This window comes from Roseibium sp. AWQ4_290 (assembly GCF_056160985.1).
Genome location: NZ_JBSWYG010000006.1, coordinates 20,465 through 43,613, shown reverse-complemented (window position 1 = coordinate 43,613; position 23,149 = coordinate 20,465). Strand labels below are relative to the sequence as shown.

The 23,149-nt window shown below is 59.4% G+C and carries 18 protein-coding genes; 9 read left to right on the top strand and 9 right to left on the bottom strand.

Features of this window, described 5'->3' with window-relative positions; all coding sequences use genetic code 11:
* The first annotated feature begins 27 nt into the window (after positions 1-27).
* The 5 genes from ACXAH0_RS07650 (at position 28) to ACXAH0_RS07630 (ending at position 5,694) form a co-directional block, all read left to right on the top strand.
* A complete protein-coding gene (locus tag ACXAH0_RS07650; protein WP_475190095.1) occupies positions 28-1,983 on the top strand; it encodes a calcineurin-like phosphoesterase C-terminal domain-containing protein in 1,956 nt (651 codons plus the stop codon).
* A gap of 79 nt (positions 1,984-2,062) precedes the next feature.
* Positions 2,063-3,355 carry a HupE/UreJ family protein gene (locus ACXAH0_RS07645; RefSeq protein WP_475190094.1) on the top strand — a complete coding sequence of 431 codons (1,293 nt, stop codon included), beginning with the start codon at positions 2,063-2,065 and terminating at the stop codon, positions 3,353-3,355.
* A gap of 127 nt (positions 3,356-3,482) precedes the next feature.
* Positions 3,483-3,737: an HP1242/YdcH family protein gene (locus ACXAH0_RS07640; protein ID WP_475183381.1), complete on the top strand. Its 255-nt coding sequence runs from the start codon at positions 3,483-3,485 to the stop codon at positions 3,735-3,737.
* A 432-nt stretch (positions 3,738-4,169) separates the two neighbouring features.
* Positions 4,170-4,613 (top strand): hypothetical protein, encoded by a 444-nt coding sequence (locus tag ACXAH0_RS07635; protein ID WP_475183384.1) that lies wholly within the window; start codon positions 4,170-4,172, stop codon positions 4,611-4,613.
* 328 nt (positions 4,614-4,941) lie between these two features.
* Positions 4,942-5,694 carry an SDR family NAD(P)-dependent oxidoreductase gene (locus tag ACXAH0_RS07630; RefSeq protein WP_475190093.1) on the top strand — a complete coding sequence of 251 codons (753 nt, stop codon included), beginning with the start codon at positions 4,942-4,944 and terminating at the stop codon, positions 5,692-5,694.
* A 21-nt stretch (positions 5,695-5,715) separates the two neighbouring features.
* Here the strand turns inward: ACXAH0_RS07630 and ACXAH0_RS07625 are convergent, their stop codons facing one another.
* Entirely contained in the window at positions 5,716-6,141 is a 426-nt protein-coding gene (locus ACXAH0_RS07625) for a secondary thiamine-phosphate synthase enzyme YjbQ (RefSeq protein ID WP_475190091.1), read from the bottom strand.
* A gap of 258 nt (positions 6,142-6,399) precedes the next feature.
* Here ACXAH0_RS07625 and ACXAH0_RS07620 point away from each other — a divergent pair, with 258 nt between their 5' ends.
* The 3 genes from ACXAH0_RS07620 to ACXAH0_RS07610 all read left to right on the top strand — a co-directional run bounded on the left by ACXAH0_RS07620 (position 6,400) and on the right by ACXAH0_RS07610 (position 11,811).
* Positions 6,400-7,710, top strand: coding sequence for a glycosyltransferase (locus ACXAH0_RS07620; protein ID WP_475190088.1), 1,311 nt, complete (start codon positions 6,400-6,402; stop codon positions 7,708-7,710).
* Positions 7,711-7,970: 260 nt separating this feature from the next.
* Positions 7,971-9,551 (top strand): FMN-binding glutamate synthase family protein, encoded by a 1,581-nt coding sequence (locus tag ACXAH0_RS07615; protein WP_475190278.1) that lies wholly within the window; start codon positions 7,971-7,973, stop codon positions 9,549-9,551.
* A 328-nt stretch (positions 9,552-9,879) separates the two neighbouring features.
* Positions 9,880-11,811: an SGNH/GDSL hydrolase family protein gene (locus ACXAH0_RS07610; RefSeq protein ID WP_475190084.1), complete on the top strand. Its 1,932-nt coding sequence runs from the start codon at positions 9,880-9,882 to the stop codon at positions 11,809-11,811.
* A 234-nt stretch (positions 11,812-12,045) separates the two neighbouring features.
* Here ACXAH0_RS07610 and ACXAH0_RS07605 read toward each other — a convergent pair whose 3' ends face one another.
* The 8 genes from ACXAH0_RS07605 to ACXAH0_RS07570 all read right to left on the bottom strand — a co-directional run bounded on the left by ACXAH0_RS07605 (position 12,046) and on the right by ACXAH0_RS07570 (position 20,727).
* Complete coding sequence (locus ACXAH0_RS07605; protein WP_475190083.1) at positions 12,046-13,902, bottom strand: flotillin family protein; 1,857 nt, start codon at positions 13,900-13,902, stop codon at positions 12,046-12,048.
* A 51-nt stretch (positions 13,903-13,953) separates the two neighbouring features.
* Positions 13,954-14,703, bottom strand: coding sequence for a YqiJ family protein (locus ACXAH0_RS07600; RefSeq protein WP_475183400.1), 750 nt, complete (start codon positions 14,701-14,703; stop codon positions 13,954-13,956).
* 2 nt (positions 14,704-14,705) lie between these two features.
* Positions 14,706-15,392, bottom strand: a complete 687-nt coding sequence (locus tag ACXAH0_RS07595) for a PspA/IM30 family protein (RefSeq protein ID WP_475190082.1) — start codon at positions 15,390-15,392, stop codon at positions 14,706-14,708.
* 58 nt (positions 15,393-15,450) lie between these two features.
* Complete coding sequence (locus ACXAH0_RS07590; protein ID WP_475190079.1) at positions 15,451-15,957, bottom strand: hypothetical protein; 507 nt, start codon at positions 15,955-15,957, stop codon at positions 15,451-15,453.
* A gap of 258 nt (positions 15,958-16,215) precedes the next feature.
* Positions 16,216-17,061: a helix-turn-helix domain-containing protein gene (locus tag ACXAH0_RS07585; RefSeq protein WP_475190077.1), complete on the bottom strand. Its 846-nt coding sequence runs from the start codon at positions 17,059-17,061 to the stop codon at positions 16,216-16,218.
* 208 nt (positions 17,062-17,269) lie between these two features.
* The gene (locus ACXAH0_RS07580; RefSeq protein ID WP_475183415.1) at positions 17,270-18,031 is read right to left on the bottom strand and encodes a hypothetical protein; all 762 of its coding nucleotides are present in this window, start codon (positions 18,029-18,031) and stop codon (positions 17,270-17,272) included.
* Positions 18,032-18,135: 104 nt separating this feature from the next.
* Entirely contained in the window at positions 18,136-20,016 is a 1,881-nt protein-coding gene (locus tag ACXAH0_RS07575; protein WP_475190075.1) for an ABC transporter ATP-binding protein, read from the bottom strand.
* Between the two features lie 84 nt (positions 20,017-20,100).
* Positions 20,101-20,727 carry a helix-turn-helix transcriptional regulator gene (locus tag ACXAH0_RS07570; RefSeq protein WP_475183421.1) on the bottom strand — a complete coding sequence of 209 codons (627 nt, stop codon included), beginning with the start codon at positions 20,725-20,727 and terminating at the stop codon, positions 20,101-20,103.
* A gap of 398 nt (positions 20,728-21,125) precedes the next feature.
* On the opposite strand from ACXAH0_RS07570, the gene ACXAH0_RS07565 reads away from it, so the two are divergent.
* The gene (locus ACXAH0_RS07565) at positions 21,126-23,123 is read left to right on the top strand and encodes a putative bifunctional diguanylate cyclase/phosphodiesterase (RefSeq protein ID WP_475190071.1); all 1,998 of its coding nucleotides are present in this window, start codon (positions 21,126-21,128) and stop codon (positions 23,121-23,123) included.
* Positions 23,124-23,149 lie beyond the last annotated feature (26 nt).

The following is a 23,149-nucleotide window of genomic DNA, read 5'->3' as shown; positions in this document are numbered from 1 at the left end:
TTCCATGGCCAATCCCTGGAGGCGTTCATGAAGAATCTGACTGTCACCCTGCTTCTTGCAGGCACAAGCCCTTTTGCTTTCGGCGCGGCCCTGTCCGGCGCGCTCGCCAAAGACGCAACCTATATCGGAACCGTTGATGCAGAAAGCGGCACGCAGCCTGCGGACACGGCCACCGGCAAGGTCTTTGTCGATGCCAACCGCAATTCCAAGCTGGATGACGGCGAAGCCGGCGTCCCCGGCGTCCTGGTGTCCAACGGCCGCGAAGTTGCCGTAACCGGCAAAGACGGCTCTTACGCCTTGCCGGTTTATGACGACATGAACCTTTTCATCACCAAGCCGGCCGGATATGCGCCTCCGCTCAATCAGGACATGGTTCCCCAGTTCAACTACATCCACAAGGTGGCCGGATCGCCGGATCTGCGCTTCGGCGGCATTGAAGCGACCGGCCCGATGCCCGCCTCTGTCAATTTTCCGCTGATCGAGGACAAGACCGGCGATGATTTCCAATGCCTCGTCTTCGGCGACACCCAGCCCTACACCAATCAGGAAATTGGCTATGTGCGCCAGACGGTCGGCACATTGCTGACCAACCGGGACAATTCAAAAACAGAATGCCTGCTGTTCGAAGGCGACGTGATGGGGGACGACCTCTCCCTTTATCCGCGCTTCAAGAAGATCATCGCCGCCGGCGGTGTGCCGCAATATTACGTTGCCGGCAACCATGACCTCGATTTCGATGCCAAGAGCGATGCTGACAGCTTCGACACCTTCCGCCGCGAATTCGGCCCGGAATACTATTCCTTCGACATCGGTCAGGTGCATTTCGTCGTTCTCGATGACGTGCGCTACCCGTGTAACGGTGTGGATGCCCACGCGTTCTGCGATCTGTCCGCAAAACCGTCCTATAACGGCGTCATCTCCGAGCGCCAGCTGGAATGGCTGAAAAACGATCTGGCCCATGTGCCGGAAACCAAGCTCATCGTCGTCAACGCGCATATTCCCTTCGTCACCTACACGGATGCGAATGCCCAAAAACACCAGGTGGACAACCTCGACAAGCTTTATGAGCTGATCGGGGACCGGCCCGCCCTTGGCCTTTCCGGCCACACCCACACGACGGAGCAGATCCTGCCCGGCGAATATTTCGAGGGCTGGAAAGAGGCCACAAACACGGGCCCTGCCAAGTTCCACCAAATCGTGACCGGCGCCGTCTCCGGCTCCTGGTGGGCCGGGGATCTGAACAATTCCGGCGTGCCCCACAGCACCCAGCGCCTCGGCGCGCCGCGCGGCTATTACATTCTGGATTTCTCAGGCGCCGACTATGTCGACACCTACAGGACCTTTGAGGGCACGCAGCAGGACCAGATGCACGTGGCTTTCAACTCGCCCCACTTCCGCGAATGGGCGGAAAAGCTGGTTGGCTACACCGAGCTCTATGACGTCCCGAGCGATATTACACCACCCGTGACGATCAACGACCTGGGCGACATGGACATGCTGACCAAGGCGGATCTAAGCGGCACCACCTATGTGGCGGTCAATGTCTGGAACGGCTCGAAGGACAGCAAGGTTTCCTTCTCCCTCAATGGCGGCGCGGCCACCGAGGCGGTCCGCACCCAGAAGGGTGAAGGGGAAGCTCCCAATGACGGTCCCACGTTTGCCGATCCGCTGGCGCTGGCCAAGCAGTCTACCAATGGCCGTCAGGCGATCCGCAGCACCTCCGGCGGCGACGAAACTGCCGGCTACCGCACCTGGCGCGGCACTGAATGGACAGGCATTGCCGGTCCGTTCCAGAACTGGATGCTGACCACCAAGTCCAGCCACCTGTGGCGCGCGGAACTTCCCAAGGACCTGCCTGTTGGCGTTCACACTCTGGAAGTGACCACGACCGACCGTTATGGCCGGACCTTCAAACAGACCAAGACCTTTGAAGTGGTGGACGAACTGCCGCAAATGACCTGGCAGGAAAAATTCTGGCAGTAATCCCTTGGCGTTTCGCCAAAGGTCTCACAGGATAGTCCCGGGCTCTGAGCGCCCGGGACCGTTTACCGGAAAAACCGCCATGCGCATGTACGTCTCCTCTCTCCGCCGCAATTGTGTCCGCTCCCATAGTGTCCGGCTTGTGGCCACTCTTCTCCTTAGCTTAATGGGTCTTTTGTGCCTTGGACTGACGTCACAAGCCCATTTTACCAAGGGCACCAAGGTCCGCACCGTTCTTGTCGCGCAGGAAGACGGCGGCCTGACCGCCTATATCCGCGTGCCTGCCCCCCTGGTCTTTTCCGATCTGATCGGCAAGGCACAGGTGGACCAGACCCCGCTCCACTCCCCCTTCCTGCGGGTTGAGGCCACCGGAACCGGCGCCCGCTACCGGATCGACATGGCAGCCGTTGAGAATGACCGGGCCCGCTTTGAGGACCGTCTGCAAAGGGCACTGATCTTTTCCCAAGCCGGTCTGGATCTGGAAAGCTCCGTCACCGGTTTCACCATCCGGTCCCGCCGCCCGGCGCAGGTGATGGACAGTCTTGCCACTGCGCAAGCGGCCATGCACGTGACAAGCACGTCGCTCGATCCGGTTTTTGGTGAAGCTGTCATCGACTACGCGCTGACACTGCGCAGCCAGGATCTGTCCGGCCTTCTGGACGTGCGCGCTGGCTATGCGCCCCTGTTGCCCGGCCCGGGCGTTGCCTTTGAAACCCATCTGGTGGATGCCAGGGTCACGCCGCCGGTTGCCTCGACAGCCGAAGGCCTGCTTGAAATTCCTGCCCGTCTCGACGGTTCCCGGCTGACCACCTTTGTCCATTTCCTCTACCAGGGCATGCTGCATATTCTGGAAGGGCTGGACCATGTGCTTCTGGTAGTCGCGCTTGCGCTCGGGGTGGGCGCAACCCGCAAGCTGATCTTTCTGGTCACCGCCTTCACACTCGGCCATTCGGTCACGCTGATTGCCACCTTTCTAGGGGCAACGCCATCCTGGCCATGGTTCATTCCGGCCGTGGAAACGGCCATTGCCCTTTCCGTCCTTTATGCGGCGGTTGCGGCCATGGTTCACAAATCCGGTTCCATCCTCGTCTTTTCCGGCATTGGCCTGCTGCACGGGCTCGGCTTTTCCTTCGTCCTCGGCGACATTCTTGGCCGGACTGCGCCCGACCTGATCCCTGCTCTTCTGGCCTTCAATCTGGGCATTGAAGCGGGTCAGCTGGTCATTCTGGCGGTCACTCTCAGCATTGTGTTTGCGCTCGGCCACCTGCTGCATCCGGCGCTCAAACCGGTCCGGCTCGGGGTCCTGACAGCCATCGCGGTTCTGTCCTCCTGGTGGGTCCTGGACCGGTTCGGCGGCATTCTGTCCTCGGCTTGACCGCAGAAGCGCCCCTACGCAACATTCTTTAAAAAGGGGGCGCCCGCCCAATTCACCTCCGATTGATCTGGCTCAAGGTGACAGCCGCCGCTTGGCGGCACTTTGAGGACAGCAAAAGGAGGACACAATGAGTCACGTTCCACACGAATTGCATGAAGAATTTCCGGAGGCCGCGCAGGTCCTGCACCGGTTGAAAACCGAGGATCCGCATTTCGCCCGGCTGGCGGAAGAGTACCACGCCGTAAACCGGGAAGTGCACCGCATTGAGACCGACGTAACTCCTGCGGCAGATGACGTGCTCGAGAACCTGAAGAAAAAGCGCCTCAATCTGAAAGACAAGATTGCCGCCCTATTGGCGGTTGCCGAAAACACCGTGCCCTGAGCCCCTCCTTTTCAGGCCGGTGTGAGTGCCCGCGTCGTCCCCGTCCGACGGCGCGGGCCGCTTTTTAAGGAAACACGCCCCGTTGCTTCAAGGTCAATCTGTTTTCTTTTGCGCTGACCTCTTCGAATTTAAGCTGCAACAGGGAAATCCGATGGACCGCGCTTTGCGCCAGGAGCCCGTTTCCCCCCCAAAAAAAAGCGCCGTAGCCTCTTCAAAAGCCCGGCGCCAGTCTGGGGAGGAACGACCCTCATCGTTCAAGACTAATGTGTGCCCTCTCCCCCCCGCATTCAAGGAAATAAAGCGTGAATCTATCGTGAGAGACTGTCTCCACTAGACATTTTCCGGTTTCTTTTCAATATCTTAAACGAACACTTGACCAAGCGTCATTCACCAGCTTTGCTTTCCCTGTCTTTCACAGCGAAGCAACTTGCCATGGTCAGCCCCTTCCCCGCGCTCTGCGGTCTTTTCCTGCTTTTCTCCGGGTACGCTCAGGCGGCCGAAATATGTCTGGATGTTCAGGCCAAGAAAGGCTGGCAAGGGGTTACCTTGCCTGGCGGCAAGATCGGCAAGGTCAGCTATTCCGGCAACTGGAGCGTGATTGCCGGTCAGTACAAGCCGGTCGGACCTCGCGGCTATACCGGCGCAGATGCAAAGCGGCTGGGCCCGCTTTACGGCTATAAGTTCGACCAATCCTATGCCTTTGGCGAGATGCTGGTGCGCGACCAGGCCGGGCGGATTGTCCCGTTTGCGGAATTTGCCGCGCTGGCAGTCAACGCACGGGACACGGCCGGCAACTATGCCTTCCGCATCAACGATCTCGACATCGCCCTTTGGGACAATGCGGGGGCGATCCGGGTCTGTATCACCCTGCGCTGAATCGCGCTCATACCAACCTAAATAGATAGGAACGGATCTGACCGTGTTTAGGGACTGTTCGGCGAGGAGCAGGTTGCAGGGCGATATGGTTTATCGTTCAAAACCTGGGACGCAGCTGAACAGTCCTCAAACACGGCCTCGCTGGCCTGCTCCGGCCCGCCGGACTGCGTTGCGCCGCTTGAACGGCCAACCAGGCCGTCCTGCGCAACGCGCCTTGCCGGCCAATCCGGACCAGCGCCATCAGATGGGTTTCTATCTATGCAGGTTGGTATAAGCTCTGCGTCCATCTTTCAGATTGCTCAAGAAAATCAATCCAAGTGGAGGAAACATGGCAGCGAAGGTTGCTTTGGTCACGGGCGCAGCACGCGGTATCGGGCTGGCCACAACACACCTGTTTCTGGACCGGGGCTGGCAGGTTGCCATGCTTGACCGGGACGGCGAAGAATTGACCCGTGCCGCAGAAGGGCTTCAGAACGCAGCCCCCTTTGTGTGCGATGTCTCCATCGAGACAGAGATTGCCGGAACCGTTCCAGCGATCCTGAAACGATTCGGCCGGCTGGACGCGCTGGTCAACAATGCGGGTGTTGCCCGGTTCGGCCCGATGGAAGACACCAGTTTCGAGACCTGGCGGACGGTGATGGCCACCAATTTGGACGGGGTCTTCCTGCTGTCCCAGGCGGTCCTGCCAGCCTTGAAGGAAACGAAAGGCGCATTGGTCAATATCGCCTCCATCTCGGGCCTGCGCGCCTCGACCCTGCGGGTGGCCTATGGAACCTCCAAAGCCGCCGTCATCCAGCTGACCAAACAGCAGGCGGCGGAACTCGGCGAATTTGGTGTCAGGGCCAATTGTGTCTGCCCGGGACCTGTGCGCACCAAACTTGCCATGGCGGTGCACAGCCAGGAGATCATCGACGCCTATCACGATGCAATCCCCCTCAACCGCTATGGCAGCGAGCGGGAAATTGCAGATGTCATCGTATTCCTGTGCTCTGGTCAGGCCAGCTACGTAACCGGTCAGATAATTGCGTCCGATGGCGGCTTTGAAAGCACTGGCGTCGGCCTGCCCGCACTGCGGAAATAATCCGCCAGGGCGCTTCCAGGGTCAGGATGTTGCCAGAAAATGCGCGGCCACCTGACGCTGGTGCGGCTGGCTGCGGTGCTCAAACAGATAGAGGCCCTGCCAGGTGCCCAGCATCATCTCCCCGCTGTCCACCGGGACCGACAGGGAGACAGGCAGCAGCGCCGCCTTGATATGGGCCGGCATGTCGTCCGGCCCCTCATAGGTGTGGGTAAGATAGCCCATGGCCGGATGATCGGAGGAAGGCACAAGCCGCTCAAAAAAGGCTTTCAGATCCACCTGAACATCCGGATCGGCATTTTCCTGAATAAGCAGAGAACAGGAGGTATGGCGGACGAACAGGGTCAACAGCCCGCTCATCCGGCCCGCCTCCCCCAGCCACGAGCGGACGGAGGCGGTGAATTCGTAGAGGCCCTGCCCTTGAGTGCGCAGGGAAAAAACAGTCTGCATGTGCCGATACCACTCCGGATTGTTCAATGGCCGCCCGTCAAACTAGAGCCTCGTGCGCTAAGTTTGCACCATTTGATGCTGGAAAGCAGATCCGGTCAAATCGTGCAGACTGATCGCACGATGCTTTAGGCTGTTCCGGGCCGCGCTTGCAATTTCCAGCCGCAAACGCCACTTGCCAGACACAGTCGGCCGGCCCTGCTGGTCTCCCAGGTCCCAAGTTCCAGGACCCTTTTCCCGCCCTCCGTCCCAGGACACAGAATGCCAGATACCAGCCCCAGAATCCTGATCGCAACCCTTGGCACGCGCGGGGACGTGCAGCCCTATGCGGCCCTTGCCCGGGCGCTTGCTCAGCACGGGGCGGAGGTGGTTCTGTGCACCGGCGAAGGCTTTGAGGAGATGGCCTCGGCGGCCGGGGCCCGCTACCGCCCGCTTCCGGTCAATTTCGAACAGCTTTTGCAGCAGCCAGACATCAAGGCGGCGCTCCGATCCGTCACCGGCATGATCAAGGCCGCCCGGCAGAATATCTCTGTGCAAAGAGACGTGACACGGTCCCTGTGGACGACGGGCCTGTCTGAAAAGCCGGACCTGATCCTGTTTCATCCCAAAGCTGCCATCATGACCTTTTTGGGCCGCCGTCTGGGCGTTCCCGCCCTGCCCACCGTCTTGCAGCCCGTCACCGCCCCCACCGGCGCCTTTCCCGTGGCCTTGTTTGGCTGGCCTGGCATGGGTTCCTTTCTCAACCGCACGAGCTACGCCCTCGCCCGTTCGGTAATGGCAGCCGGGCTGCGCAGCCTGCTGCCACCGATCCGCGCCGAAGCCGCCCGGGAAATCGCCATGCCCGGCTCCAGCCTTGACGGGTTTGTTCCGGACGCGGCCCCCTGGAATGGCGGCAAGGCCTTGTCTCTGCAGACCTATTCCCGGGCCTTGGTACCAACACCGCCAGACTGGAGCGCCGAATACTGGCAGTGCGGCTACTGGTTCACTGAGCCAGATCCGGACTATACCCCGCCGGAGGATCTGGCCCGGTTTCTGGGCGAGGGCGCCCCGCCCCTTTATCTTGGGTTCGGCTCCATGCCGAGCCGGGACCCCGAGCGGCTGACTCAGATAGTCTTAAGAGCTCTTGAAAAGACCGGACAGCGGGCCATTCTGGCCAGCGGCTGGGGCGGCCTGAGCACTGTGGCTTTCGCGGAGAGACTGCCGGAGGGGCTGTCAGACAAGATCCATCTGATCGGTAAAGCTCCCCATAGCTGGCTGTTTCCCCGCTGCGCCGGAGTTGTCCACCATGGCGGGGCTGGAACCACCCATGAGGCCCTGCGCTGGGGCAAGCCCTCCCTCGTCTGCCCTGTTTTTGCCGATCAGCCCTTCTGGGGACGCCAGGTGCACAAAATTGGGGCTGGCCCAGCCCCGATCCGGCAAAAGAACCTGACCCCGGATGCTCTGTCCCAGGCCCTCAAGGATCTGGAAACGCCAGGCTTCACCAAGGGGGCCGAAGCCGCCCGGGACATTATGGCCCAGGAGCCGGGTGCCTCCGGCACAGCGGCCCGGCTGTTGGAGGCGGCAAGACGATGACAGATGCCAAAGCGGCTGGCCTCAAACTCTATCGTTACGGAAGACCGCCCTAACTTTGTCCTTTTCTGTCAAGCGTCTCTTGGCGCTTTTCTTTTCCCGTGCAGCCTGACACAAATAGGCCTTATTGAACGATTCTCCCAAACGGTGTCCGTCACCGGCCCGTCCATAGCCAGCTTTCAAAGGGGTCACCTGCCGTGTTTCCTGCCCGCTATATCGTTTTTGTACTTTGCCTTGTCGCGACGTTCCTGACATTCGTCCTCATGTTCGCCTTCAACATTCACTTCCTGTGGCCGTTGCTGGTCTTCTTTGCGCTCTCCCTTGTCGGCTGGCATGATCTTCACCAGACAAGGCATGCTGTCTTGCGCAATTATCCGGTCGCCGGTCATTTCCGCTTCCTGTTCGAGGCGATCCGGCCGGAACTGAGACAGTATTTCTTTGAAAGCAATCAGGACGGGCGGCCCTTTTCCAGGGAACGCCGCTCTATGGTCTATGACCGGGCGAAAAATATTGAGGATGTGCTGCCCTTCGGCACTGAGCTGGATGTCTATACCAGCGACTATGCCTGGGTGAATCATTCCATGACACCGATGCCGGAGAACCATGACGAACTTCGGGTCACGATTGGCGGGCCGGACTGCAAGCAGCCCTATTCCGCCTCGCTCTACAACATTTCCGCCATGAGTTTCGGCTCCCTGTCGGCCAATGCCATTCTGGCCCTGAACAAGGGCGCCAAGGCCGGGCATTTTTATCATGACACCGGCGAAGGCAGCGTTTCCCGTTATCACCGGGAAGGCGGCGGCGATCTGGTCTGGGAACTGGGTAGCGGCTATTTCGGCTGCCGCAACGACGACGGCACGTTCTCGCCGGAAAAATTCAAGACCCAGGCCGCAAATACTCAGATCAAGATGATCGAAATCAAGATGAGCCAGGGGGCGAAACCAGGCCATGGCGGGGTTCTGCCCGGCAGCAAGGTGTCCGAGGAAATCGCTGAAGCGCGAGGCATCCCGGTCGGTCAGGACTGTATTTCCCCCGCCTCCCATTCCGCCTTTTCAACACCGCTGGAGCTGCTCGGCTTCATTCAGCAGCTGCGGGACCTATCGGGCGGCAAGCCGGTCGGCTTCAAACTGTGCATCGGCCACCGCTGGGAATTCATGGCCATTGTGAAGGCCATGCTGACAACCGGCATCAAGCCGGATTTTATCGTCATTGACGGGTCTGAAGGCGGCACCGGCGCTGCCCCCATCGAATTTGCCAACCGGCTTGGCACGCCGCTGCGCCAGGGATTGCTCTTCGTGCATAACAGCCTTGTGGCCACGGGCCTGCGCGATGACATCAAACTGGGTGCCGGGGGCAAACTGATCAGCGCCTTCGACATTGCCGGAACCATGTGCCTGGGCGCGGACTGGGTAAATTCGGCCCGCGGCTTCATGTTCGCGGTCGGCTGCATCCAGTCGCAGAGCTGCCATACCAACCGCTGCCCCACCGGTGTGGCCACCCAGGACTCCAAACGCCAGCAGGCCCTGGTCGTTCCCGACAAGGCGGAACGGGTAGCCAATTTTCACCGCAACACCCTGAAATCCCTGATGGCGTTCACCGCTGCGGCCGGTTTAAACCATCCCAGCGAATTCCGGCCCGAACATTTTTTCCTGCAGGAAGGCGCCGGTGGGATTTTGCCCGCCAGCGCTGCGCTTACCTGGCTGGAAAAGGACGCGCTCCTGGAAGACGGCCACGATATTCCAGGCTATTCGACCTACTGGGCCATGGCGGACGAGACCAGTTTCCTGCCGGTCCGCAGCGTTGCCACGGCCAAGGCCCTGCGTCATCAAGGCAGCCACAACTAGGTCATGGCCTCCCAAAAGCATGCCTTCAGGCGTTAATCCGACCCCAAATGGCGAATCCTGTTCAGCACGGCGTACCCCGGCACACCGCACACGCACCGGCAGACTGAGCTGCGACCGGCAGCCGAGCCGGCACTTTCCGTGTTTTGTGCTGGGGCCAAAGGACAGAAGCTTTAAAAAAGGGCCTGGGATGGAAGCACAGGATCCCCGCCGGGGGCCTGCCTTTGCAATGATACGTAAAATTATCAATATATTTCATCATTCGGACATGCAGCCCATCTAAAGTGCAATCTCCGCATTTAGCAATTTAAAATTGTATTGGAGGTTGAATATGACATCCCCGTATCCCCAATATTCGGAAATCTACATTTTTGGCGATTCCCTGTCCGATGGCGGCAATTTCTATGGTGTTTTCTCCAGTTTGCTGACGGTCGGCTTTCCGCTCGATTCCTTTGGCTACAATCACACCTTCACCAACGCGGAAGCCACCGGCGATGGCCAGGTCTGGAGCCAGAGCATCGGGGATCTTCTCGGCGTGGCGCCCGAGCAGGTAAATAATTTTGCCTTTGGCGGCGCGGAAGCGATCGGTACCCAGACCATTCAGGAAGCCATCGTTTCCCGGAACCTGGACACTGAATTTTTGAAAGACGGGCTGACCGCCGACCAGCTTGCCCCCAATGACGACGGCAGCGTGAATGCCACCGTCACAGATTTTTTTGCCGAAACGGCCTTTGGCCAGGACCAGCTGGACAAGATGCGGGTTGCCGACAATGTCAACCTGACAGGCCAGGTGCAGAATGCAGCGGCCTATGCCGCCGCTCAAAACGGTGTTTCGGAGACTGGTGAAGTGTTTCAGGAAGGCTCGGCCGCCTTTCTCCTGATTGGCGGCAACGACTATGCCGCCATCTCTCCTGTGGGCTTTGACGCAGAAGCCTTTCTGACGGAGCTGGTGGGCTCCATTCTCAGCAATGCCCAGTCTCTGGTCGCCCAAGGCATAGATACGCTGGTCTATTTCACCCAGGCGCCCCTGACCTTTGCCCCCGTTGGCCAGCTTGCCGTGGAACGCTACAAACTGGCCCTGCTGGCCGCAGGCCTTTCCGAGGAACAGGCGGAAGCGGCAAAACAGCAGTTTGTGGCCGATCTTGCCTCCCTGTCGGACCAGCAGAATGCTCTTGTGCAACAGGGTTTGGAGCAAATCGCGGCCGCGACCGGGGCCAAGGTCGAAATTGTCGATTTCGCCCTGATTTCGGCGCTGCTTCAAGATGACCTGTCCGGGTTTGGATTTCTGTCAGCAGAACCCCACCTTTTGGATACGGGCTCCTTCCCCCATGCGTTTCAGGATGCGGACGGAGATGGCAATCCGGAGATCATCAACGATTTCGGGCAATTGGAAGAACTCAAACCCGGCGAGTTCATTGCCAGCGACGAGGACGGCGACGGCACGCCGGATGTTGTGGCCGCTCTCAATCCCGATACACTCGGTCTTGATCTGGACGACGTTCTCTTTTTCGACCCCTACCACCCGACGGCGGCCGCTCATGACATTTTCGCCCGTTTCGCCGCCGACACCCTGGCAGGGAAAGTGTCTTTGCTCGATGCGGACAGCAACAGCTTCCGGGGAACCTGTGCGGACGAAACCGTGTTTGCTGCAGCCGGTGATGACAGGCTTTTTCTGCGCAGCGGGAACGATGTGGCCTTTGGCGGCCTTGGAGACGACCGGATCCAGGGCGGCCGGGGCAATGACATTCTGTCTGGCGGTGGCGGTGCCGACACGGTGCGCGGCGGGTCCGGATCAGATGTGCTGACCGGCGGAGACGGCAATGACGTGCTCAGCGGCGGCCGCGGCAACGACATTCTGGCCGGAGGCACTGGCAACGACAAACTGCTCGGCGGATCGGGCCGCGATCTCTTCCTGCAGACACTGGATGGTGGGCAGGACACCGACCTGATCGATGGCCAGTTCAACTTTGATGCCCTTTTTGTCGAGGTTGACGGCGATGCCCTGACGGATCTGGAGCTTGCCGCCATCCAGTCGGATCTGGCAGCGGCGATTGACAGCTGCACTGGCACCTTCACCTTTGGGGACACGACTTGGACCTTGAGAAACATCGAAAAGGTCTTCATCGGCAACGCGGCGGACGCGGATCAATTCGCGCAGGCATATGCCGATGCTCTAGACTATGTCAGGGCCGATGCCGGTCTGGTGGACGCCGCCGCCGGCTGGAACCAGATCGACCCGACCCCGGACACGTTTCTGTTCTGAACAGATCCCGTCTCTGCGGATTTGCCTGTCGCGGCCTGACATCAAAGATGTCAGCGCAAAAAGACAGCCCGGTTTGAAGCCGTCCGCATGCAGCACACTCCAGACGCCGCACAAGACCAAGCGCAATTGATCATAAGCTCTTGGAACGGGCTTGGTAGAACGGCTCAGCCCTGACAAAAAGCCCGGCACGCAGCCGGGCTTTTCCGCTCTTGCGGGGCCAATCGCGGTAGAGGCTTAGGCGGGTTTCGCCACTTCCGGCGCAGGCGCGCCCGGCGCCTTGTTTGTGGCCGCCGTCAGATCGGCCTTGCCTCCTGTTCCCGGCACCGCCTCATGGGGAGGTTCCACCGCCCCGGAGATCCCAGCAGGCACCGTCCCCAGGCTGGCTGTCAGACCGGAGAGACCAGAACCGTCCAAACCAACCTCTTTCATCATGGCATCCAGAAGCGGAGCCTGTGAGCGGTATTTCAGGGCTGATGAGACCATCTGGTCGGCCAGATTTCCGCCGGAGCCGTTTGTGGAAGACCCATTTGCTGCACCCGCGCCGCCGCCGGTCATACCATCCACCTGGATGATCTTGATACCGTCGATCTGCTCCATGGGTTTGACGCTTTCAGAAATGATTTCAGGTAATTGCTCCAGAAGTTTGATGCGAATTTGCATCGCAATCTGCTCGGGTGACAGCAAGTTGGCCGCCTCATTGATGGCCTTCTGTCCGGCTGCTTCCACTTCATAGAGCGCTTTTTCGGCTTCCGCGCGCAGCTTCTCAGCCTCTGCCGAGCCCTGGGCCTCGATGCGGAGTTTCGCAGCTTCCGCTTCTGCAGCAATCCGGACCGCTTCGGCCTGGTCGGCAGCTGCCTGTTTCTGCGCTTCTGCGCCGACCGTAATGGCAACGGCGTCCATCTCAGCAGCCTTTCGGGCCTCGATCAGTTCGATCTGCTTCTCGCGTTCCGCAACCTCGGTGTCCCGCGCGGTGGTCACCTGTTCGGCCGCACGGGCCGCAATGGCACGCGCTTCATCCGCCTCAGCTTCCGCTTCCGACTTTTCCCGGGACTTGGCAGCAACTGCAATGTCGCGGTCCTGTTCGGCAAGCTCGATCAGTTTCCTTTTCTCCACATTGGCTGCCTCAACGGTACGCTCCTTGGTGATTTCCCGCTCACGCACCTGCCGGTCCATGTCGATCTGACGTTCTGTCACGGCCTGATCGGATTCGATCCCCGCATATCGGACCTTCTGGTGGGCCATGATCTTCGCTTCTTCGGCTTCGCGCTCCCGCTCGGCCTGCTGCTGTGCGATCTGGGCCACCTGCTCCGCCCGGCGGATTTCAACTTCACGCTGCTGCTGCAGCTGCGCGAATTGTTTGTCCCGGTCGATCTGCAAACGCTCCTGCTCCGCCTCCAGGTTCTTGCGCTGAATGTGAACCTCCGTTTCCTGCTCGATATCGTTGCGCTTCTTCCGGCGCTCCTCGATTTCCTGTGTCAGCTTGGTCAGCCCCTCGGCATCGAAGGCGTTCTCCGGGTTAAAATACTCCCGGTTGGTCTGATCCAGGCCGGTCAACGAGACGGATTCCAGCTCAAGGCCGTTCTTCAAGATGTCTTCGGACACAGCTGCCTGCACTTTCTGGACGAAGCTGACCCGTTGCTCATGCAGCTCCTCCATCGCCATTTCAGCTGCAACCGCCCGCAAGGCGTCAACGAATTTGCCCTCCACAAGCTCTCTGAGCGCTTCCGGTTTCATCGTGCGCTGTCCAAGGGTCTGGGCGGCGTTCGCAATGGATTCGACCGTCGGCTGAACGCGCACATAAAACTCGGCCAGAACATCAACGCGCATCCGGTCTTTCGTGATCAACGCCTGATCATTCGACCGGCGCACTTCCAGGCGCAGTGTATTCATGTTGACCGGGATGACGTCATGCAACACAGGCAGCACCAGCGTCCCGCCATTCATGACAACACGCTGCCCGCCAAATCCGGTGCGCACGAAGGACACTTCTTTTGAAGACCGGCGGTACAGCCGCGAAATAATCATGCCGACGGCAAGCAGCGCGACAAAAGCCACGCCAACAAGAATGAGAATTGTCATGAGTTGGTTCATGTTCCTCAACTCCTATCCAGAGAATGAAAAAGTGTTTTCCCGGCACCGGAATCAGCTTCTGGCGCCGGTCAATGAGGTGTTGGTATTGCGGATCGCGGTGAAATGCGCCCCTTTCTGGCGCACAATGATGATGTTTGTGCCCTGCTCAAGCACCTCGTTCTCAACATCCGGCTCGACGAGCAGATAGTGGGACTGGCCGGTGCCATCCTTCAGGCGGGCCTGAGCCGGCAGCCCGCCTTTGGCATGCCCCTGAACAACCACCGCAGGTTTGCCCACAAAGCTCTGCCTGGACACTGCATCACTTTCATCCCTGGGCATGACCTTCGACAAACCCAGCGCAGCGGCCCTTGTGAAAGGCAACGCCCCGGCAAAGGCACCGGCAGAAGCCAGAACGCCCGGCAGTAGGAGACCGGAGACAGATTGCACAAGCCCTTGCAGGACAAAGCCCGCAAGTCCGAACCCGGTCAGGAAAATCACCAGGATTATCAGAGCGGGCACGCGGCCAAAGCAAAACCAGCCGAGAACCCGGCTCAAAACGCCCTGTCCAGGACCGGTGACCTCCGTTCCGGCAGCCACCGTTTCAAGATCTCCCGGAAGCGCCCCACCCGTCACATTCGTATCGAAGTCGGGCACGTCCACATCAATCTCGGGAAGATCGACGTCCGGCAGCAGGCTGTCGACCATGCTGGAGAGTCCGAGCCCGAGCAAAGTGCCGACACCTTCAGCAAGCGCAATCGCGATCATCAAGCCAATGGCGACCGCAAACGGCGTGTTCTGGCCAGCGAGAAGAAAGTCGATCATGCTCAACTGTCTTTCGCCGCCGCCTTCATCGCCGCAAGCCGTTCAGAGACCCGGTTCTTGCGCGCCAGCTCTTCCAGTTCTGCAAGCTTGACCGCATCGCCCTTGTTGGCCATGCCCGTTCCGGGAAGGCCAGTGACGGTCTTCAGCACCCTGTCAAAAGCTTCTTCCGCTTTGCGGGTCTTGCCTTCAACGCTGTCTTTTTGGGCCGCACTCCCGGCGGCCGCGCTGTCTGCCGCGGTTTGCTGCTGCGTCAGGCGAAATGTGGCAAGCTCGGCTTCCATTTCGCGTTTGCGCGCCTGAAGGGCGCCAATATAGCCTTCCAGTTCCTTTTCCTCGCGGCTCGCATCAGCAACCGCGGCTTCCAGAACCGGGATCTGAACCTCAAGATCGAGCTGGCGGGCGATGGCGGCCTCGGCAAGATCGTCGCGGCCTTTCTTGACCGACAGGGCAATCTGGCCCTGAAGGTCCTCATGGCGCGTTGTCGTCTCAGCCAGGCGCGTGTTGGCCAGATGCTTGTTGGCAAGAACTGCGGCCAGTTCGTCACGGACCTGGTCGATGGCCCGGTCCACTTCCCGGACGGCTTCCGCCATCACCGTTTCAGGGGATGTGTTTTCGATGGTGTCCACCAATTGGTTCACACCTCCGGAGACAAGACGCTTGACGCGTGAAACGAGACCTTCTGCCATCATTCTTCCTTTCCATTCCATCCTTTAAACGCATCAGGGCCAGGCTTTTGGTCCCAGGCCCCTACCCCTTTGTTTCTCTCCTTTTGTCCAGCAGCCGCGCCACTTCCAGAACCGGCTCCAGACGCTGTCTCATCAATCCAGGGTCGTAGGTCCGGCTGGGCGTTGTGAGACCGAGATCGAAAATTTCCTCAATCAGCGAAAACAGCTCAGCCGAAAGCGCCGCTTCAAACCGCACAAGGCTCTCCTGGTCCTGTTCCGGCCCCGGCGCAGAGGCAATCAGCTCTGCCATCATTTCAGGCAGCCGTTCATACAGTTTCATGACAAGATCAGATCTGATCCCGCTTTCCCGCTGCAATTGCCGCAAAGCTTTTTCAGCAGGGCGGGCCATTGTCCGCAAAAGATCCTCGCAGGCAGCAACATCCCGCACACCTTCTGCCCGCTCCCGGGCTGCCTTCAAGATCTCCCGCATCTTGTCACTTGGCGTCCGGGCGCCTTGCACCTCGTAACCTGCCAGAAACGCGACGTCATCGTCGCTGAGCCTGACACTGATTGGAATGCTCTTCGGCATGAACCTCACCAACCGTTTTCAAATTCATCATAATGTAAACATATGTATACAAAAGTTTTCATTTGTCAAGAAAAACAAGTTGAAATTGTAGTCCTCGCCACCTAAACGCCTCACGGCCTCAACCACAAACAGGCGGTCCGCAGAGACAAAATTGCGGAAAATGTTTTTTTCGCGTAGCTGGAAAGCGCCTTCAGCAAAAGTCACCGGGAGCCGGGCGGCCCTTGGGCCGGCCCTGCTCAACAGCCGTCAAATACGGCCTCAAACACTTTGCGCCAGACCGGCGGCAAACGCGCCGGCTTCATGGGAGCGAATGACCGCGTGGCGGACGAGGTCGTCGAAATGACCTGCGAACAGTTGTACATGGCGGGTGTTGGAAAAGGCCAGATAGCGCTGACCGAGATAGAGCGCGGCCCATTTCTGGCCGAACACGGTGAAAGGCGCTGAATACCGGTCATTAGCGCCATAAAGATGCAGACGGAGGGAGGGATAGAGATCCGACAGGTTTTGTCCCATGGCCGCCAGCTGCGTGCGCCGTGTGTCCGGCGGCAGGCCCGACCAGAGCCCCTCCCCCCGGGCAAAGCCCTCCAGCACCTCCCGGGAGAGAGCAATTTCCATATCCGTTTCGGCCCGGTGCAACAGCGCCCGCTGATCCCGGGTTCCGGTGATGGCCTGCCCGGCCGTTCGCAACGTCTCGCCCGCATATTCATAGGCAAGGACTGCTTCCGTTTTCAGGACATCAGGCAGATTGGCCGGTACATGACGGATTTTGGCCCCCACCGCATCCCGGTACCAGGCCAGCAAATGCGCATCGACCGGGTGCCTGTCCGTCTCGGCGAACTGAACCGCCTGATCGAGAACTTCGGCGGCCGCACCGCGATGGGTGGAAAGGCCAAGCAGCCAGTCGGCGGAGACCCCAAGGGCCGCCGCCATGGCAGCCAAGGCCTGGCCATTGGGAAGACGCGGCGCATCGTCCGACAGAAGTTGTGACACGGTGGAACGGTCTAGCCCGGCGGTGCGGGCCAGATCGCTGCGGGTCATGTCCCGGCTGCGGATCGCATCGGACAGGCGTTCCCGGAAGAGTTCTGCACGCGCTCGCTTATCCATGGATGACTATGGTCCCGGATGTTTCATTAAATCAACAACCTGCTTGGCAAAGTTGTTTTCTTTTAGGGCGCCACCGTCCAGATGCTGATCTTCGTTCCGCGCTTCACACCCAATCCGGGCCATGCGATTTTGCCCTATGCGTTGACAGGACCGGCATCAACAAGGGAAAGACACTCCCGGCTGATACCGATCTCAAGCGAAGTTGGTCTTACAAGCGGTCAGCCCGCATGCGAGCTGTGCTGGTTTGCGTGATCTGGGGCCGGGACAGGAAGTCCGGGATCTTCTTGCCCGTGATCTCGACATCGTCAAACAGGAACCGGCCCTTGCCAAAGGCTGCCAGCGCCAGCGTGTGCTGCCCGCCGGCAACGGGGTCAACCTGGACCCGTGTCACCTCCCGGCCATTTGCAAAGAACAGGATCTCATCGCCCTGCAGCTTATAGCTGATCCGGTTTGCAGCCTCTTTGCGGATGGCGGGATGTTCCCCGCTAAAGGCAACTTCGAGACCCCGCCTCTTGCGCCTGAGCAGATGATACGTGCCGTTGCGCCCCACCAAAAAATACCAATAGAAATCGGGCCGGCCAGAGCCGATCATCATCCCGCCGCCCCCGGTGCCCGTGTTTCGGGAGGTCACCGTCAAGGCCAGCCTCATGCCGGCCGCCCGGGACACGGGGCCCATACCATCGAACCGGACCCACTTGATCTTGTCATAATAGGAGGCGCTCCGGTCCCCCTTGTTGCTGAACGTCAGTTGCTCTCCGGCAACCCAGACCTTCCAGTCGGTGGAATTGGGATTGAACTCGATCTGTCCTCCCAGCATAAGACTGGGATCTTTGCCGTCGAAATGCTCGTGGAAGACCGCATCATCGTAGAAGGCAGAAAACAAACTCGAAGACGGAACAACAAAAAGCATTGCAAGGCCCAGAACGCCAAGCGCGATCAGACCGCAAAAATAACTTACGCGAGAAATCATGACATCACCTGCAACCGCATCTGATTGTCAGATATACGCAAAGGCCGGTGGTCTTTCAGCAACAAACCATCCTTAGCGTTAACCGGGCCGCCTCCTGTTCCGCCTCATTCCACAGCGCTCAGCGCCAGAAAACCGCCGGACTGGCGCTGCCACAGCCGGGCATATAGGCCGTCGCGGGCCAGCAGCGCCCGGTGGCTGCCTTCTTCCACGATCCTGCCCTTGTCCATCACCACCAGCCGGTCCATCGCCGCGATGGTCGACAAACGGTGCGCCACGGCCAAGGTTGTGCGCCCCTCCATCATCCGGGCAAGGCTGTCCTGAATGGCGCTTTCCGCTTCACTGTCGAGCGCAGATGTCGCCTCGTCCAGAACCAGCACCGGCGCGTTTTTCAGCAAGACCCGGGCAATGGTGATCCGCTGGCGCTGGCCGCCGGACAGTTTCACGCCCCGGTCACCCACATGGGCGTCCAGGCCTTCCCGGTCCTTGCTATCCTTTTGCTCAAGAATGAAATCAAGCGCTTGCGCGGCGCGGGCCGCATGCAGGATTTGCTCATCGGTCGCCTCCGGTTTGCCATAGCGGATATTGTCGCGGATGGAACGGTTCAGCAGCGAAATGTCCTGTGTCACGACACCGATCTGGCTGCGCAGGGAGGCCTGGCTCACCTCGCGGATCTCCTGCCCGTCAAGGGTGATGCTGCCGTCTGTGACGTCGCGCAGGCGCATGAGGAGCGAAATCACGGTGGACTTTCCCGCCCCCGACAGACCCACAAGACCGACACGTTCTCCCGGCTCGACCGTCAGGTTGAAGGCCTCAAGCACGTGCGCCCGGTCTTTCTGATAGGCAAAGGACACATTCTGAAAGACGATCCTGCCCTCCGAGACGCGGAGCTGGGAGGCATCGGCACGGTCGGTGATCAGCGGGCGGCTGGTCATCATCGGCATGGCATCCTTGATCGTGCCCAGGGCGCTGGTGATCGACTGGCCAACGCCGATGAAACTGGAGGAGGCAGCCGACAGAGACCGGGTTACGGTGAGGGCCGCCACGAAATCCCCGATGGACACCCAGCCGGAGATCATGCCCTTGAAACCGACCACGACGATGGCCAGAACCAGAAGCACATTCAGGCAATATACACTGCTGTCGGTCAGGATATAGGACCGGTTCTCACTGTGCCGGGTCTCGATGGTCTCGCCAATCACCTTGCGGATCGCCCCGGCCTCTGAATCCTCAGCAGAAAAGAGCTTCACCATGGCAATGTTGGAATAGACATCCGTCATCGCCCCGGTCGCACGCGAATTGGCCGAAGCCACCCGGGCCGCCCGCTGCAAATAGGTGGGCACCGCCAGCCAGGCCACAACGCAATTGGCCACGATCCAGACCAGAACCGGCAGTGCCAGCGGCCAGGCCAGAGCCAGCAGCAGCAAAAAGGAACCACCAAACTGGATCAGCAGAAACGGGACCGTCTCAATGGCCAGCATCATCTGCCGGTGCACCGAATTGGTGACCTGGGCAATGCGGGAGGCGACCTGACCCGCAAATGTGTCCTCGAAAAACGCCAGATCCTGCCCTTCCACCGCCTTGTGGGCCTGCCAGCGCATGGCAGCGGGCAGCAGGATGCGCACGGTCTGGAAGGAAAAGGTCTGGCGCAGCAGGAAGACCAGCGGCGACAGGATCACAAACAGGAAGAAAAAACCGCACAGCACCCAGACATTTGCGTTCAGAAAGGCTGCAGGCCCCGCCTCGGTGACCCCGTCCACCACATAGGCAATCGCCCAGATGCCGGCAATGCCGAGCGCCGAAGCCAGCATGGCAAGGGCAGAAACGAGCACAAGCTGGCGCCGGAACATCTTGGCGAAATGCCAGATCAAGCGGACCGGGCCGTCATCCGGCAGGGGCGTCACCGGCAGATCCAATGGTTTCAGGTGCTGTTCGAAGGGCTGAAAATACCAGTCTATCAGCGCTGCCAGACGCAGTCTGAAATTCATGAAGGCTGCCCCTTCTGCAAAACAGGTTTTTGCCAGAACGGCTCAACGTGGGACGCTGCGCTCTTTCAGACCGAACGCGCGCTGTCAGGTCTCAGGTTTTATTCTATACATGCAGCGCCGGTCCCCGGCGAGCAGATGTTCCACACGCTCGACCCTCACGCCAGGTCCCAGCACGTCCTTGAACAGGGCAAGCTCTGACCGGCAGAACGTCTGGCAGGCGGTCGCTGCGGCACAGATGGAACAGTGGTTCTCGACCAGAAGAAACCCGTCCTCGTCCTCCACGACCTCGGCCATATAGCCCTCCCGGCTGCGCAGACCGGCCAGGAGGTCAACCTTCGAGGCGAGCCCGGACGCGTCTTTCATGGCCTCGCCATAGACCTGCCGGGACTTTGTCTCCCGGTGGGCTACCAGTTTTTCAAGGCCGTCCTCGCCGAATAAGGTTTCCACCCCATCCAGCAGCCCGACGATCAGCGGGGCATGGCTGTCGGGAAATTGCCCGTGGCCCTCACCGGTCAGATCCCAAACCCGTTTGGGCCGCCCGACTGAGCCTTTCAGATCTTCAAACTCCACAAGCCCGTCGCTCTGCAAGCCGTCCAGATGCTGACGGACAGCAACCGAGGTCACGTTCAGATCCTTGGCCAGAGCCGCTGCGGTTTGCGGTCCGGCGGATTTCAGAGCATTCAGGAGCCGTGTACGGGTGCGATCTGCCATGCTGGCCAATATAGGGTCTTTTGCGCATAAAAAAACACTTCTCTTGCCAAATACTCCCCCCTTTGACAGCTTCTTGGTTTCCACCAGAAATACAGAGGAAGCGACTTCAAAACTCAATACCGATTCGAAAAATACGCAGAGGAATATATAATATTTCGCAGGCTTTACTGGCGCGTCTTATTTTTCCTGAAGTTTCCAGGGCGGCGCTCTTATTTCCAAGCCCGGAAACGGACTTATTTTCAAAGGGCTTGCACACTTTTTCAGGATTTTTCCTGCGATGTTACAACTTGAAGACTAAATCAAACTGGACAAATTAATGCCTTTTCAGAACCATAGGTGGCATTCTAGCGTTTCATATAAATTGATCCCTTTTGAAAATGCCTAATTTGGAGGGACTGATGGACAAAGTCCGGGCTTTCTTGAGATGGATGATGATCGACCCCCGTCATCCGGAGATCGCTCAAGCACAATATAATGAACTGTCGAACCAGATCCCCTCGCTCTATGCGCTGCTGATGGTCAATGCCATCGCCGTGTCCTACACGCATCTGGACGTTGCTCCGACCTATCTGACTGTCGGCGTTTTGATACCGATCCTGCTTGTATCCTTTGCCCGGTTGGTCAGCTGGCTCCGCGCCAAACGGATCTCGCCCACCCCGGAAGAAGCGATCCGCAGGCTGCGGCAAACCGTTGTCATCGGCAGCCTTGTCGCCGTGAGCTATATTTCCTGGTCCCTGACGCTGGATGGCTATGGCGGACCGGAAGAGCGCGGTCATGTGGCCCTGTTCATCGCCATCACCGTGATGGGCTGCATCTATTGCCTGATGAACTTGCCTCAGGCCGCCTTCATGGTCATGTCCATCGTGACGATTCCTTATCTCATCTACTACATGCAACAGGACAAGGATGTTTATTTCGCCATCGGGATGAACATTTTTCTTGTCTGCCTGGTTGCCCTTCAGGTCCTGATCAGCGCGTATTCCGGCTTTTGCAAACTGGTCCGCTCTCAGGTTGTGCTCGCTGCCAAGCATAAGGAAACCGAACGCCTCAACGCGGAGAACGAGCGCCTTGCCCAGACAGATGCCCTGACCGACCTGCCCAACCGGCGCTTCTTCTTTCAGCGCGTTGAGCAGATGATCAAGGACGCGGACAGCAGCGGCGAGACCTTCGCAGTCGGCCTGATTGATCTGGACCGTTTCAAGCCGGTCAACGACACCTATGGCCATAAGGCAGGCGATGTGCTGCTGGCAGAGGTGGGAACCCGGCTGAAATCCCTTGAGTCGAAGGGGGCCCAGATCTGCCGCCTGGGTGGCGATGAATTCGGCTTCCTGTTTGCCGGCCCCCCGGACAAGGCGGAAGAGACCGGGCAGGCCATCATTGACCGGATCAGCGCCCCCTTCAAAATTGGCGACATGAATGTTTCGGTCGGCGCGTCCTGCGGCATTGCCCTGTTCCCGGAAGCCGGACGGTCCGCCCATGAACTGTTCGACCGCGCCGACTACGCGCTTTACAATTCCAAGCAGGTGTCCCGGGGCGGCACGACAGTTTTCTCCGAAGAGCACGAGGCCCGCATACGGTCTGAAAATGCTATTGAAAGCGCACTGCAATCCGCGGATTTCGACGCTGTATTCAAAGTCTATTTCCAGCCCGTGGTCTCCTTGTCTGACCGCACGATTGTGGGCTTTGAGGCGCTCGCGCGCTGGACGAACCCGGTTCTGGGGCCGGTCAAACCGGAACATTTCATTGCCGTCGCAGAGCGGACCGCGCAGATCAACAGGCTCACCCTGGCGCTGTTCGACAAGGCTTTGAGACAACTGAAGCAGCTTCCCGGAGAGCTGCATCTCTCCTTTAACCTGTCGGCCCAGGACATCACGTCTACAGAGACGGCAAACGCGCTTCTAGAAACCATCAAACGCCATGGTCTCAAGGCGCAACGGATCACTTTCGAGATCACTGAAACCTCGGTCATCGGAAGCTACGAGGCGGCAGAGACCTGCATGAAAACCCTGCGCGAGGCGGGAGTGAAGTTCGCCCTGGACGATTTCGGAACGGGCTATTCCAGCCTTGGGTATCTGCACCGGCTGCCGATCGATTGCGTCAAGGTAGACCGCAGCTTTGTGACCGGCATTCACGAACCGGTGGCCGGAGGAGTTGTCACCTCCATCATCAATCTGTGCCGTTCCATGAAAATGCTCTGCATCGTGGAAGGGGTTGAAGACCCTAACCAGCTGGCCCTCCTGAAGGCGTTGCGCTGCCATCTTGTCCAGGGCTATCTGTTTTCGCCCCCCCTGCCCTTCGAAGACATCTTGAGGAGTGCGCAGGAGACCGGGACCATTGCCGGACTGGCCCTTCCTGCCGCAACCGGTCAGGACGCATTGAGGCTGAACAGCGCCTGACACACCGGGGAAACCACCCCGCGTCA